Source organism: Kitasatospora paranensis (assembly GCF_039544005.1).
In the GTDB taxonomy this organism is placed as follows: Bacteria; Actinomycetota; Actinomycetes; order Streptomycetales; family Streptomycetaceae; genus Kitasatospora; species Kitasatospora paranensis.
The window spans coordinates 5,885,623-5,899,748 of record NZ_BAABKV010000001.1 but is presented as its reverse complement, the minus strand read 5'-3'; the positions used below and the strand labels follow the sequence as shown (position 1 = coordinate 5,899,748).

The following is a 14,126-nucleotide window of genomic DNA, read 5'->3' as shown; positions in this document are numbered from 1 at the left end:
CGGCCGCCGTGGTGTCGGTGGTGGTCTGCTCGGTCACTTCGCTTCCTCCGCGATGCGTGCCTGACGCCGGGTCACGGCGTTCTCGGTGGCGCCGGTGATGGCGGAGATGATCTCCTCGTGCGAGGTGCTGGCCACCTCGAAGACGCCGTTGTTGCGGCCCAGGCGGAGGACCGCCACGGTGTCCGCGACAGCCTTGACGTCGGCCATGTTGTGGCTGATCAGGATGACGCCGAGGCCGCGCTCGCGCAGGCGCTCGACGAGGTCGAGGACCTGGGCGGTCTGCTCGACGCCGAGGGCCGCGGTGGGCTCGTCCAGGATGACGATCTTCGGGTCGCCGACCAGGGCGCGGGCGATCGCGACGACCTGGCGCTGACCGCCGGAGAGGGCGGCGATCGGGATGCGGACGCTCGGGATGCGGATCGACAGGGTGTCGAGCAGCTCCTTGGCGCGCTTCTCCATCGCGACCTCGTCGAGCGCGCCGAAGCGGCGCAGCTCGCGGCCGAGGAAGAGGTTGCCGACCACGTCGAGGTTGTCGCAGAGCGCGAGGTCCTGGTAGACGGTGGCGACGCCGAGGGCCTGGGCGTCGTGCGGCCGGTTGATCGCGACCTTGCTGCCCTCCCACTCGATCGCGCCCTCGTCGATGGGGTGGACGCCCGCGATGGTCTTCACCAGCGTCGACTTGCCCGCTCCGTTGTCGCCCACCAGGGCGACGACCTCGCCGGCGTGGACCTCCAGATGCACGTCGGTGAGTGCCTGCACGGCACCGAAGCGCTTGGAGACACCGCGCAACGCCAGTACGGGTGCGCCTGTCACGTGAACCATCTCCTTCATTCCGCGACGCCCTCGTCCAGGGCATGCCACGGCCTGCCGTGCGCCGGCGGGGGCACGGAAGGGTAGTGCGAGAAAGGATTTTGACGGCGCGGCGGGAGGGTGACGCGGCGCCGAGGGGCGGCCGTACCCCGGTGCACCGGGGTACGGCCGCCCTTGGGGGTCTTACTGCAGGCCCGCGGTCTTGCAGGCGGCGGCGTAGTCGCCGGTGCAGATGTCGGCGACCTTGTACAGGCCGTCGGCGATCACGGTGTCCTTGATGTTGGTCACGGTGACGACCTTCGGGTCCAGCAGCTTGGCCGGGATGTTCTTGTCGGTGTCGCTGTCGATGCTGGAGGAGGCGACGGACTTGATGTCCTTGCTCTGCAGCAGGTCGACGGCGAGCTCGGCGGCCGAGTCGGCCAGCGGCTTGTACGCCTTGTAGATGGTGTAGGTCTGGTCGCCGCTGATGAGGCGCTGGATGGCGTCGAGACCCGCGTCCTGGCCGCCGACCGGCACCTTGATGCCGGCGGACTTCAGCTGGGTGATGATCGCGGCGGCCATGCCGTCGTTGGCGGAGTAGACGGCCTGGAAGCCGTCCTTGCCGAGCTGGGTGATCGCGGCGCCGATCTTCTGGCCGGCCACGGTCGGCTTCCACTCGCCGGACTGCTCGTAGACGACCTTCTTGACCTTGCCGTCGAGGATCTTGTGCGCACCGGCCTTGAACTTGCCGGCGTTCGGGTCCGCGTCGTCACCGTTGATCATGACGATGTTGGCGTCGGCGGCCTTGGCGCCGAGGGCGTCGACCAGGGCCTGGCCCTGGAGCTCGCCGACCTTCTCGTTGTCGAAGGAGACGTACGCGGAGACCGGGCCGGTGGCGAGGCGGTCGTACGCGATGACCTTGACGCCCTTGTCGGCCGCTTCCTTCACCCAGGACTGGGTGGAGGCCGCGTCGAACGCGTCGAGGATGATGACCTTGACGCCCTGGGCGATCAGGGTGTCGAACTGCTGCTTCTGCTTGGCGGCCGAGCCCTCGGCGTTGCTGTACTTGACGTTGCAGTCGCTGCACAGCTCCTTGACCTTGGCCTCGATGAACGGCTTGTCGAAGGACTCGTAGCGCGTGGAGGACGCGTTCTCCGGGAGGAGAAGGCCGATCGACTTGGTGTCGCCGCCCTTCGCGTCGGAAGACTTGTTGTCGCTGCCGGCCTTGCCACAGGCGGCCATCGAGAGGGCCATCGAGACAGCAGCGGTACCGATGACAGCGCGACGCATCATTGCGTTCATGGTGGGGGTGCCTCCCTGACAGAGCCGCAACGTTGCGGCGAGGTTGGATGGAGTCAATCCGGCCCGCCCGCTTGTCGTCAATAAGTAAAACCGCGACTGCCTGGATCCGAACCCTTTCGTTATCTTCCTGAAGGCGAAGCCGAGATCAAACGACCTCGGCCCCCGTCTCCGGCCCTGCTCAGGCGGGTGCCGCCGTGGCCAGACCGGTCTGCCGGATGGCCCCCGATTCGCCCATCTCGCTCATCACCAGGGCCAGTGCGCCGAGCACCTCCGCACGGCCGCCCAGCGTGCCCGGCACCACCGAGAGCTGGCGGGCCGCACTGGGGATGGCGTACCGCGCCACCGAGTCCCGGATCGGGGAAAGCACCAGCTCACCGGCCTCGGCGAGCTCGCCGCCGAGGATCACCCGACGCGGGTTGAGCAGGTTGCACAGGGTGGCCACCCCGCTGCCGATCTGGCGGCCCGCGTCCGCGATCACCCGCCGGCAGCCCAGGTCGCCCTGCTGGGCGAGCTGCACGACCTTGGAGAGGGTGAGCTCCCCCGGGTGGTTAGCGTTCAAGAGGTTGAGCAGGTAGCGGGAGCCCACGAAGGTCTCCAGGCAGCCCCGGTTGCCGCAGCGGCAGACCGGTCCGGCCTCGTCCAGCGTGATGTGCCCGATCTCGCCCGCGGTGCCGCCCGGGCCCCGGTAGATCTGGCCGTTGATGACCAGACCGGAGCCGACGCCGCTGGCCACCTTGATGTAGGCCAGGTCGCTCAGCCCCCGCCCGGCGCCCCAGACCAGCTCGCCCAGCGCGCCGAGGTTGGCGTCGTTGTCGACGTAGACCTGCATGCCCAGGCGCTGCGCAAGCTCCTGGCCCGGGTGGATGCCCGTCCAGCCGGGCAGGATCGCGGTGGAGCCGAGCGCGCCGGTCTCCACGTCGATCGGCCCCGGTACGCCGAGGCCCACCCCGATCACCTTGTCCGAGCGGAAGCCCGCCTGCGACAGCAGACGCTCCACCAGGGCCTCGGCCCGGTCGAAGCCCTGCTGCGCCGACACGTCCGTGTCGATGGGCTCGCTCTCCTCGGCGAGCACCCGGTGGGCGAGGTTGCCCACCGCGACCCTCAGGTGCGTGTGGCCGAAGTCGACGCCCACGACGATCCCGGCGTCCCCGCTCAGGGAGACGCTGCGGGCCCGTCTGCCGCCGGAGGAGGTGTCGGCGACCACGACGGTGCCGCTCTCCTTCAGCTCGCGGACGATGTTGGACACCGTCGCCGCCGACAGCCCGGTCGACCTGGCGATCTCGGCCTGGGTGAGCGAGCCGGCCATCCGCACGGCCCGCAGCACCCGTTCGAGGTTCGCCCGGTGCAGTGAGGACTGCGATCCCGGCGTGTCCATCGACATGATTCACCCTCCCAGGGCACGGGGACCCGACCGTCCCCGCCCCTGCCGCGCCGTTGCGGCGGAGCTCGTTGTGCCGGCCGGACCCGTCACCCTGCGGTGTCGGTGCCTCAACCGGGCGTTCATCTTCAACTTCTGAACTCTAAGCTCAGCCAGCCCAGCCATACAGAGTCAAGGGCGAAGACGGATCGTTGCGAAACCTCTTCCGCCCTCCTACGTCGAGTGTCGTAGCCCGGCGCCTCCGGCGCCCGGTGACCAGGACTTCCCAGGTCCGCGCGGGGGAGGCTCGTGGGAGGATGCCGGGTATCAAAGCCTGACGAAGGAGTCCTGCGAGTGCCTGGCACCAACTTGACCCGTGAGGAGGCCCGTACCCGGGCCGCGCTCCTGCATGTGGAGTCGTACGACATCGAGCTCGACCTGAGCTCGGCCCGCGAGGGCGGCACGTTCCGGTCCACCACCGTGGTCCGCTTCACCGCCACCACCCCGGGCGCCGAGACCTTCATCGACCTGGTGGCCCCCGCCGTCACCGAGGTCGTCCTCAACGGCGAGTCGCTCGACCCGGCCGCGCACTTCGCCGACAGCCGGATCTCGCTGCCCGGCGTGCAGGCCGAGAACGAGCTGCGCGTGGTGGCCGACTGCGCCTACACCAACACCGGCGAGGGCCTGCACCGCTTCGTCGACCCGGTCGACGGCGAGACCTACCTCTACACCCAGTTCGAGGTCCCGGACGCCCGCCGGGTCTTCGCCAGCTTCGAGCAGCCCGACCTGAAGGCCTCCTTCGCCTTCACCGTCACCGCTCCGACCGGCTGGGTCGTGGTCTCCAACTCCCCCACCCCGGAGCCGGCCGGCGAGGGCGACACCCGCACCTGGCGCTTCGCCCCCACCCCGCGGATGTCCTCGTACATCACCGCGCTGGTCGCCGGCCCGTACGTGGGCGTCTTCGACGAGTACGCCGACGGCTCCCAGCGGGTGCCGCTCGGCGTGTACTGCCGCCCCTCGCTGCGGGAGTTCCTGGACGCCGAGGCGATCTTCGACGTCACCAAGCAGGGCTTCGCGTACTTCCAGGAGAAGTTCGACTTCGCCTACCCCTTCGCCAAGTACGACCAGCTCTTCGTCCCGGAGTTCAACGCCGGCGCGATGGAGAACGCCGGTGCGGTCACCCTCCGCGACCAGTACGTCTTCCGCTCCAAGGTCACCGACGCCGCGTACGAGATGCGCGCCGCGACGATCCTGCACGAGCTCGCCCACATGTGGTTCGGCGACCTGGTGACCATGGAGTGGTGGAACGACCTCTGGCTGAACGAGTCGTTCGCGACCTTCGCCGAGGCCGTCTGCCAGGCCGAGGCGCCCGGCTCGAAGTGGCCGCACTCCTGGACGACCTTCGCCAACCAGATGAAGACCTGGGCGTACCGGCAGGACCAGCTGCCGTCCACCCACCCGATCATGGCGGAGATCAACGACCTGGAGGACGTCCAGGTCAACTTCGACGGCATCACCTACGCCAAGGGCGCCTCGGTGCTCAAGCAGCTGGTCGCCTACGTCGGCCAGGACGCCTTCTTCCAGGGCGTGCAGGCCTACTTCAAGCGCCACGCCTGGGGCAACACCACCCTCGCCGACCTGCTCGGCGCCCTGGAGGAGGCCAGCGGCCGCGACCTGAAGACCTGGTCGAAGGCCTGGCTGGAGACGGCCGGCATCAACCTGCTGCGCCCCGAGCTCACCCTCGACGCGGACGGCGCGATCGCGTCCTTCAGCGTCCTGCAGAGCGCCCCGGCGCTGCCGGCCGGCGCCCGCGGCGAGGCCGTGCTGCGCCCGCACCGGATCGCGATCGGCCTCTACGAGCTGGTCGACGGCTCGCTGGTGCGCACCGACCGGATCGAACTGGACGTGGACGGCCCGCGCACCGACGTCCCCGAGCTGGTCGGCCGGCAGCGCCCCGCCGTCCTGCTGCTCAACGACGACGACCTCTCGTACGCCAAGGTCCGCCTCGACGAGGAGTCGCTGGCCGTCGTCACCGAGCACCTCGGCGACTTCGCCGACTCGCTGCCGCGCGCGCTGTGCTGGGCCTCGGCCTGGGACATGACCCGCGACGGCGAACTCGCCACCCGCGACTACCTCGCCCTCGCCCTCTCCGGCCTCACCCGGGAGAGCGACATCGGCGTCGTCCAGTCGGTGCAGCGCCAGGTCAAGCTCGCGCTGGAGATGTACGCCGACCCGGCGTGGCGCGAGGAGGGCCTGCAGCGCTGGGCCGCCGCCGCCGAGCAGCAGCTGCTCGCCGCCGCCCCCGGCAGCGACCACCAGCTGGCCTGGGCCCGCACGCTGGCCGCCGCCGCCCGCACCGACGGCCAGCTCGCGCTGCTCGCCGACCTGCTGGACGGCACCCGCACCGTCGAGGGCCTGGCCGTCGACACCGATCTGCGCTGGACGCTGCTGGCCCGCCTGGTCGCCACCGGCCGTGCGGACGACAAGGCCATCGAGGCCGAACTCGCCCGCGACAACACGTCCTCCGGCCAGGAGCACGCCGCCAGCTGCCGGGCCGCCCGGCCGAACGCCCGGGCCAAGGCCGAGGCCTGGGCCTCGGTGGTCGAGTCCGACACCCTGACCAACTACGTGCAGGAGGCCGTCATCGGCGGCTTCCAGCAGGCGGACCAGCGCGAGCTGCTGGCGCCGTACGCGGCGAAGTACTTCGCCGCCGTCAAGGAGGTCTGGGAGACCCGCAGCCACGAGATCTCGCAGCAGATCATCGTCGGCCTGTACCCGGCCTACCAGGTCGAGCAGGCCACGGTGGACGCCACCGACGCCTGGCTGGCCTCGGCCGACCCGGCCCCGGCGCTGCGCCGTCAGGTGGTCGAGGCCAGAGCCGGCATCGAGCGGGCGCTGAAGGCCCAGGCCGCCGACCGCGCCGCCACCGGCCGGAACTGACCCGGCAGCAGGGCCCGCCGGCCGCCCGGAGCCACCGCGCTCCGGGCGGCCGGCGCCGTCCGGGGCAGCGGATCAGGCGCCGGCCCGCGGCAGCGGATCAGGCGCCGGCCCGCGGCTGCGGGAGCCGGACGGTGAAGACCGTCCCGCCGGCGCCGCTCGCCACCGCGACCGAACCGCCGTGCGCCTCCGCGACCGCCCGGACGATCGCCAGCCCGAGGCCGGTCGAACCGGTCGCACGCGACCGTGCCCGGTCGCCGCGCACGAAGCGCTCGAACACCCGCTCCGCCAGGTCGGGCGGGATCCCCGGGCCGGTGTCCGCCACCGTCAGCCGCACCACGCCGTCGACGGCCGCCAGCCCCAGCGTCACCGCGGTGCCGGACGGGGTGTGCGCCCGGGCGTTGGCGAGCAGATTGGCCACCACCTGGCTCAGCCGGTCGGCGTCGCCCCGGACGAGCACGGGCTCCGCGGGCAGTTCCAGCCGCCAGTGGTGGTCCGGTCCGGCCGCACGGGCGTCCGCGGCGCCGTCCAGGGCGAGCCGGGTCAGGTCCACCTCGCCGGCGGCGAGCGGGCGGCCGGCGTCCAGCCGGGCCAGCAGCAGCAGGTCCTCCACGATCGCGCCCATCCGCCGGGCCTCGGCCTCGATCCGCTCCAGCGAGTGGTGCACCGGCTCCGGCACCGGGCCGGGGTGACGCAGGGCCAGCTCGGCATGGCCCCGGACGGTCGCCACCGGCGTCCGCAGTTCGTGGCTGGCGTCCGCGGCGAAGGACCGCAGCCGCTCCTCGACCTCGTGACGGCTGGTCAGCGCGGATCCGACGTGCCCGAGCATGCCGTTCAGTGCGGCGCCGACCCGGCCGACCTCGGTGCGCGGATCGTCGTCGGGGACACGCTCCGACAGCGCCACGGCGCCGGTGTCCAGCGGCATCGCGGCGACCCGTTCGGCGGTGGCCACCACCCGGTCCAGCGGCCGCAGCGACCAGCGCACCCACAGCGTGCCCGCCACCCCGACGGCGACCAGCGCCACCGCGAACACCGTGAGTTCCAGGCTGACCAGCCGTCCGGTGGTGTCGTCCACGGGTTGCAGCGGCAGGCCGGTCACCAGCACGTCGCCGTCGTGGCCGGAGAACGCGCGCAGCCGGTAGCCGCCCAGCGCGGCGACCGGGGCGCTGCGGGCCGCACCGTCGACCGGGAGGGCGGCGAGCAGGCGCTGCTCGGTGGCGGTGAGGGTCACCACGTCGTCGTTGTTGGGCGCGGACTCGTCGTCGGCGTCCCCGTCGACGACGCCCGCGGCGGTGACCCGGCCGGCCAGCAGCCGGGCACCGAAGGTCCCCGGCGCCTGCGCCCGGGTGTCGGCGCTGCCGACGGCCGCGCCGTGCTCCAGGCTCGCCGCGTACCGGCCGCCCGCGTCCACCAGCTGCTGGTCGAGCCGGTCCATCAGGAAGTGCCGCAGCGCCCCGGTGGTGGCCAGCCCCACGCCGCCGAAGGCGAGCACCAGCAGGGTGAGCAGGCCGGCGACCAGCCGGGCCCGCAGGGTCCGCGGCACGAGCCGGGCCCCGAGGGCCCGTACGGTCCGCCGCGGGCGCGACGACGGCGCCGGGCGGCGGGTCACACCGCCGCCTTGATCAGGTAGCCGGCCCCGCGCACCGTGTGGATCATCGCCGGCCGGCCCGCGTCGACCTTCTTGCGCAGGTAGCTGATGTACAGCTCGACCACGTGCGCCTGCCCGCCGAAGTCGTACGACCAGACGGCCTCCAGCAGCTGCGCCTTGCTCAGCACCTGCCGGGGGTGCTGCATCAGGTGGGTGAGCAGCGCGTACTCGGTGGGGCTGAGCTCGACCGGGGTGCCGCCGCGGGTGACCTCGCGGGCCTGCTCGTCGAGCACCAGGTCGCCGAGGACGAGGGCGTGCTCCGGCGGGCCGCCCGCGGCCGGCGGCTCGGCGCGGCGCAGCAGCCCGCGGAGCCGGACGGCGACCTCGGCCAGGCTGAACGGCTTGGTGACGTAGTCGTCGCCGCCGGCGGCGATGCCGGCGATCCGGTCCTCGACGGTGTCGCGGGCGGTCAGGAAGAGCACCCGGACCTCCGGGCGCTCCCGGTGGATGAGCCGGAGCACCTCCATGCCGTCGAGGTCGGGCAGCATCATGTCGAGGACCACGGCGTGCGGCCGCCAAGCGGCCGCGATCTCGACGGCCTCCCGGCCGGTGGTGGCGCCGCGGGTCTGCCACCCCTCGTAGCCGAGGCCGCCGCAGACGACGTCGACGAGGTCGGGCTCGTCGTCGACCACCAGGATCCGCCAGGTCGGCTGCGCGCTGCGGTCCATGCTGCTCCCTGGTCTCTGGTCTGGGCGGCTCCGCTCATTCTGGCCGCCTGCGATGAGAAAGCGGTGAGATCCGCCGGCCCGGCACGGCCCCGGCATCACCGCTCCGACCTGCTGGAACGCCTGCTCTCAGGATTTCCTCAGAGGCCCGGGCTCAGAGGCAACTGAGAGGTTGCGATGCCAGGGTTGGGCTCCTCGGCGGCACCGGGCCGCCCGAGACCGGAAGGAGGTCCGCCATGACCGCCGTCGCACCGCCGCGCACTGCCGGGAGCACCCGGCGGGCGCACCGCCCGCCGCGCCGCTTCCCGGTCGCCACCGTACCGGCCGCCGCGCTCGCCGCGATCGCGCTGGGCGCGCTGGGCGTCCTCGTCGTCTGGTGGCAGGGCACCGGCTCGGTCACCGGGGCGGCCGGCTGGCTGACCGGCGCGGGCCGGATCACCGGTCTGCTGGCCGGGTACGCCGCGCCCGTCCTGCTGCTGCTGATGGCCCGGATCCCGGTGCTGGAGCGCGAGGTCGGCGCGGACCGGATGGCCCGCTGGCACGCCTTCGGCGGCCGGTACCTGGTCTCGCTGGTCACCGTGCACGTGCTGACGATCGTCTGGGGCTACGCCCTGACCGACGGCCGCGGGCCGCTCGCCGAGGGCGTGGACATCGTGTTCCACTACCCCGAGATGATCAAGGCGTCGCTGGGCACCCTGGTGATGCTCGGAACCGGCGCGGTCTCGGCCCGGGCGGCCCGCCGCCGGATGTCGTACGAGGTCTGGTACTACCTGCACCTGGCGACCTACCTCGCGGTGGCGCTCGCCTTCGGCCACCAGCTGGCCACCGGGGCCGATCTCGGCGACGGGCCGGCCAGGCTCGCCTGGTACGCGCTGTACCTGGGCACCGCGGCGGTGCTGGGCTGGTACCGGCTGGCCGTGCCGTGGCTGCGGGACCGGCGGCACCGGCTGCGGGTGGCAGAGGTCCGGTCCGAGGGGCCGGGTGTGGTGTCGGTGTTCCTGACCGGCCGCCGCCTGACCGAGCTGCGGGCCGAGCCCGGCCAGTTCTTCCGGCTGCAGTTCCAGGCGCCGGGGCTGCGCTGGGCGGCCAACCCGTACTCGCTGTCGGCGCCGCCGCACCCTAATTTCCTGCGCTTCACGGTGAAGGACCTGGGGGCGCACAGCGCCGCCGTGGCCGGGCTGCGGCCGGGCACCCGGGTGCGCGCCGAGGGCCCGTACGGGGCGTTCACCGGGCGGCTGCACCGGCAGCGCAAGGTGCTGCTGCTGGGGGCGGGCGTGGGGATCACCCCGCTGCGCGCCCTGTTCGAGACGCTGCCCGGGGAGCTGACCCTGGTGCAGCGGGCCCGCCGGCCCGAGGACCTGCTCTTCACCGCCGAGCTGGCGGCCGTCGCCGCGCGGCGCGGCGGCCGGGTGCACGCGCTGACCGGCTCCCGTTCCCAGGTCGGCGACCTCGGCCGGGCGCTGCGCCGGCTCGTCCCCGACCTCCCCGCGCACGAGGTCTACCTGTGCGGCCCCGAGCCGATGGCCGAGGAGGCCGTCCGGGCGCTCCGGGCCGCCGGTGTGCGGCCCGACCGTATCCACCGCGAGTCGTTCGCCTTCTGAGGAGCCCCGCCATGCGCCGAGCCGTCGTCACCAGCACCGCCACCGTGGCCGGGGTGATCCTGCTGCTGTCGCTGAAGCCGCACGACAGCACCCCCGTCAAGGTGATCGGTTCGGGGGTACCGCCACCGACACCTCCGCGGGCTCCGCCGCGGACACGCCGTCCTCGGGATCCTCCGCCGCTGCGGGCGGGTCCTCGGGCACCTCGACCGCGACCCGGTCGGTCACCGGCAGCGCCGTCGACACCCGGTACGGGCCGGTGCAGGTGAAGGTCACCCTCGCCGGGTCGAAGCTCACCGCCGTGGACGTGATCCAGTACCCGTCCGAGGACCACCGCGACCAGGAGATCAACAGCTACGCGCTGCCCGTCCTCAACCAGGAGGCGATCGCGGCGCAGAGCGCCGGCATCGACGTGGTCTCCGGGGCCACCTACACCAGCGACGGGTACATCCGCTCGCTGCAGAGCGCGCTCGACCAGGCGGGCCGGTGAGCACCGCGGCGGACGCCGTCCGGCACGCCGAGCACGTCATGGGGACGGTCTTCTCGGTGACCGTCCGCGATCCCGGGCCGGGCACCGCGGCGGCGCTGGAGCGGGTGGCGGCCCGGCTGCACCGGATCGACGCGGTCTTCTCGACCTACCGCGCCGACAGCGACATCAGCCGGCTGGACCGCGGCGAGCTCGGCATCGAGGGCTGCGACCCGGACGTGGCCGAGGTGCTGGCCCGCTGCCGGGAGACGGCCGCGCAGACCGGCGGATGGTTCACCGCGCGGCCCGGCGGGCGGCTCGATCCGAGCGGCTGGGTCAAGGGCTGGGCCGTCGAGGAGGCCTGCCGGATCCTGCGCGCGGCGGGCTCCCGGGTGCACTGTGTGAGCGGCGGCGGCGACGTGCAGACGGCGGGCGGCCCGTGGCGGGTCGGCGTGGCGCACCCGCTGCGGCCGGGTGCGCTGGCGGCCGTGCTCACCGGCCGGGACCTCGCGGTGGCCACCTCGGGCACCGCCGAGCGCGGTGCGCACGTGGTCGACCCGTTCACCGGGCGCCCGGCCGTCGCGCTGGCCTCGCTGACCCTGGTGGGCAGTGCCGGCACCGGGCTGGCCCGCACCGACGCGTGGACGACCGCCGCGTTCGCGATGGGCCCCGATCGCGCGCTCGCCTGGGCCGGAGCGCGGCCCGGCATCGAGGCGCTCGCCGTCCTCCCGGACGGCTCGCAGCGGCGGACGGCGGGCCTGGCCCGCCACCTGCCGCCCGCCGGCCCGGCGGACTGGACACTGCGCGGCGCCCCCGTGAACGCCTGAGCGCCGCCGGGCGGGGCCCGGCGGCGCTCAGATCACGTCGTGTCGCAGGTGTCAGGACTTCTTGGCGCTCTTGCGGGTGCCGACCAGCACGAGACCGGTGATCGCCAGGAAGATCACGATCGGCAGGGCGACGTACAGACCGAGGGTCTGTGCGACGGTCAGACCGTTGCCCGCCTGCTCCCCGTCGTCCTGGGTCAGGGCCATGGCCGGCGACGTCATCAGCATCATCAGCGTGGCCGCCGCGGTGACCGCACCGGCGCGCATTGCGTTCCTCTTGTCCACGTTTCCCACGCTACCGGCAGGTCAGACGCCGCCGCGCGGCGGGGTGCGCCTTCCGGGCCCGTCCGCCAGCGCCCTGGTCAACCGGGCGGTGGAGGGTGCCGCGGCCAGCCGGTCGAGGGTCACCGGGCGGCCGTCGGCGTCGGCGACCGGCAGCCGCCAGTTCGGGTACTGGTCCCAGGTGCCGGGCAGGTTCTGCGGACGGGGGTCGCCGACCGCGTCCGGCAGCCAGACCCCGACGAGCGAGGCCGGGGTCGCCAGCAGGAAGCCGTACAGCGCCTCCGGCGTGAGGTCGCCGTCCTCCGGGAGCAGGCCGAGCCGGGCCAGTTCGGTGCGCCACCCGGTGAGCTCGGCGGCGGCGACCGCCTGCTCGTCGGCGAGGGGACGGGCCAGCAGGCCGAGCCGGTGCCGCAGTTCGACGTGCTCCCCGGTGAGGCGGGCCGCGGTGGACGGCAGGTCGTGGGTGGTGAGGGTGGCCAGGCAGCCGGCCCGCCAGCGCTCCGGCGGCAGGATCTCGCCCTTGGACTGCCAGTCCCGCTCGAACCAGAGCACCGAGGTGCCGAGGATCCCTCGGTCGGACAGCTCCTCGCGCACCCCCGGCTCGACGGTGCCCAGGTCCTCGCCGATCACGTACGTGCCGGCCCGGTGGGCCTCCAGGGCGAGCACGCCGAGCATGGCCTCGGCGTCGTAGCGGACGTAGGCGCCGCGGGTCGGCGGGTGCCCGGCCGGCACCCACCAGAGCCGGAACAGACCCATCACGTGGTCGATCCGCAGGGCGCCGGCGTGCCGGGCCGCGGCACGCAGCAGCTGGGCGAACGGCTCGTAGCCGGCCTCGGCGAGGGCGTCGGGGCGCCACGGCGGCAGGCCCCAGTCCTGGCCGTGCGCGTTGAAGGCGTCCGGCGGGGCGCCGACCGAGATGCCGTCGGCCAGCACGTCCTGGAGCGCCCAGGCGTCGGCGCCGTCCGGATGCACCCCGACCGCCAGGTCGTGGATCAGCCCGACCGCCATGCCGGCCTGCTCGGCCGCCCGCTGGGCCGCGCCGAGCTGCTCGTCCACCAGCCAGGCCAGCCAGCGGTGGAAGCCGATCCGGTCGGCGAGCTCGGCCCGGGCGGCGGTCACGTGCGGACTGTCCGGGTGGCGCAGCCCCTTCGGCCAGGCGTGCCGGTCCGGGCCGTGCCGCTCGGCCAGCGCGCACCAGGTGGCGTACCGCTCCAGCCAGTTGCCCTCGCGGGCGGTGAAGGCGTCGAACGCGGCCTGCCGGCCGACCGTCCGCTCCACCGCGTACAGCGCCTCCAGCGCCTCGCGCTTGAGCGCCCAGACCGCGTCCCGGTCGATCAGGCCGTCGTGCTCCAGCACCTCCGCGCGCAGCCGCGCGGCGCGCGGCGCGAACTCCCGCAGGTCGGCGTAGGCGTACTCGGGCACCGCCTCGATGCGCAGGTGGACGGGGTCGGCGAAGCGCCGCGACGACGGCCGGTAGGGCGACGGGTCGGAGGGCTCGCCGGGCATCCCGGCGTGCAGCGGGTTGATCTGCAGGAAGCCGGCGCCCAGGCCGTCGCCGGCCCAGCGGGCCAGCTCGGCGAGGTCGCCGAGGTCGCCCATGCCCCAGGAGCGCTCCGAGAGCACCGAGTACAGCTGGGCCAGGAAGCCCCAGCTGCGGCCGGACGGCTGCGGCAGCCGCGGCGGGGCGACGACCAGCGCGGCGGACGCCTCGCGGGCGCCGGCGCGCGCGGTCAGCCGGTGCCGGCCGAGCGGCAGGTCGGCCGGCAGCCAGTGCGAGCGGCCCTTCGGCAGCCGCCACTCGCCGCCGTCCTCCAACTCGACCAGCAGGTCGGCCTCGGCGGGCAGGTCCAGTGCGGTGCGGCGGCCCCGGCGGACGACCACGCACGGCGGCAGGAGGCGGGCCGCGGCCGTCCTGCGGTGCTCCTCCAGCGCCGCCAGCACCGCCTCGGGGGTGGACGCGTCCACCCCCAGCGCGGCGAGGACGGCGATCAGCGTGTCCGGCCCCACCGGCACCGGCCCGCTGCCCGGGTCGTACGTGTCGTCGACCCCGTACGCGTGTGCCAGGGCCACCAACTCCGGTGGCGGGGGCGGTGAGTCCTCGGCGGGCACCTGCTCGGCGGGGACCTGCTCGCTCCCGGTCTGGTCACGGTCGAGGTATGCGGCCACTCTGCGGCTCCCTGCGGTCAGCCCGACACCGAACAGCACAGTCCTACCCGGAGCCGACCCGCCCGACCCCGACCGACACGGGAAGAATCCGG

The 14,126-nt window shown here is 73.8% G+C and carries 12 protein-coding genes; 4 read left to right on the top strand and 8 right to left on the bottom strand.

Features of this window, described 5'->3' with window-relative positions; all coding sequences use genetic code 11:
• Positions 1–33 precede the first annotated feature (33 nt).
• The 3 genes from ABEB13_RS28080 to ABEB13_RS28070 form a co-directional block, all read right to left on the bottom strand.
• Positions 34–822: an ATP-binding cassette domain-containing protein gene (locus ABEB13_RS28080; RefSeq protein WP_345707670.1), complete on the bottom strand. Its 789-nt coding sequence runs from the start codon at positions 820–822 to the stop codon at positions 34–36.
• A 171-nt stretch (positions 823–993) separates the two neighbouring features.
• Positions 994–2,091, bottom strand: a complete 1,098-nt coding sequence (locus ABEB13_RS28075; RefSeq protein WP_345707669.1) for a sugar ABC transporter substrate-binding protein — start codon at positions 2,089–2,091, stop codon at positions 994–996.
• A gap of 178 nt (positions 2,092–2,269) precedes the next feature.
• The gene (locus tag ABEB13_RS28070) at positions 2,270–3,466 is read right to left on the bottom strand and encodes an ROK family transcriptional regulator (RefSeq protein ID WP_100892563.1); all 1,197 of its coding nucleotides are present in this window, start codon (positions 3,464–3,466) and stop codon (positions 2,270–2,272) included.
• 336 nt (positions 3,467–3,802) lie between these two features.
• Between ABEB13_RS28070 and pepN the strand changes: the two genes are divergently transcribed.
• Positions 3,803–6,388, top strand: a complete 2,586-nt coding sequence (gene pepN / locus ABEB13_RS28065) for an aminopeptidase N (protein WP_345707668.1) — start codon at positions 3,803–3,805, stop codon at positions 6,386–6,388.
• Between the two features lie 97 nt (positions 6,389–6,485).
• Here pepN and ABEB13_RS28060 read toward each other — a convergent pair whose 3' ends face one another.
• Positions 6,486–7,994: a sensor histidine kinase gene (locus tag ABEB13_RS28060; RefSeq protein WP_345707667.1), complete on the bottom strand. Its 1,509-nt coding sequence runs from the start codon at positions 7,992–7,994 to the stop codon at positions 6,486–6,488.
• Entirely contained in the window at positions 7,991–8,701 is a 711-nt protein-coding gene (locus ABEB13_RS28055) for a response regulator transcription factor (RefSeq protein ID WP_345707666.1), read from the bottom strand. The genes ABEB13_RS28060 and ABEB13_RS28055 overlap by 4 nt, the downstream gene beginning before the upstream one ends.
• 233 nt (positions 8,702–8,934) lie before the next feature.
• Between ABEB13_RS28055 and ABEB13_RS28050 the strand changes: the two genes are divergently transcribed.
• Positions 8,935–10,299 (top strand): ferredoxin reductase family protein, encoded by a 1,365-nt coding sequence (locus ABEB13_RS28050; protein ID WP_345707665.1) that lies wholly within the window; start codon positions 8,935–8,937, stop codon positions 10,297–10,299.
• A 96-nt stretch (positions 10,300–10,395) separates the two neighbouring features.
• Here the strand turns inward: ABEB13_RS28050 and ABEB13_RS28045 are convergent, their stop codons facing one another.
• Positions 10,396–10,572: a hypothetical protein gene (locus ABEB13_RS28045; protein ID WP_345707664.1), complete on the bottom strand. Its 177-nt coding sequence runs from the start codon at positions 10,570–10,572 to the stop codon at positions 10,396–10,398.
• Between ABEB13_RS28045 and ABEB13_RS28040 the strand changes: the two genes are divergently transcribed.
• On the top strand, positions 10,562–10,786 hold the full coding sequence (locus ABEB13_RS28040) for an FMN-binding protein (protein WP_345707663.1): 225 nt from the start codon (positions 10,562–10,564) through the stop codon (positions 10,784–10,786). The genes ABEB13_RS28045 and ABEB13_RS28040 overlap by 11 nt on opposite strands.
• The gene (locus tag ABEB13_RS28035; RefSeq protein WP_380230744.1) at positions 10,783–11,589 is read left to right on the top strand and encodes an FAD:protein FMN transferase; all 807 of its coding nucleotides are present in this window, start codon (positions 10,783–10,785) and stop codon (positions 11,587–11,589) included. Before ABEB13_RS28040 ends, ABEB13_RS28035 begins: the two co-directional genes overlap by 4 nt.
• A 51-nt stretch (positions 11,590–11,640) precedes the next feature.
• Here ABEB13_RS28035 and ABEB13_RS28030 read toward each other — a convergent pair whose 3' ends face one another.
• Positions 11,641–11,871, bottom strand: a complete 231-nt coding sequence (locus tag ABEB13_RS28030; RefSeq protein ID WP_345707662.1) for a hypothetical protein — start codon at positions 11,869–11,871, stop codon at positions 11,641–11,643.
• A 21-nt stretch (positions 11,872–11,892) separates the two neighbouring features.
• Positions 11,893–13,977 carry a 4-alpha-glucanotransferase gene (gene malQ / locus ABEB13_RS28025; RefSeq protein ID WP_345709850.1) on the bottom strand — a complete coding sequence of 695 codons (2,085 nt, stop codon included), beginning with the start codon at positions 13,975–13,977 and terminating at the stop codon, positions 11,893–11,895.
• Positions 13,978–14,126 lie beyond the last annotated feature (149 nt).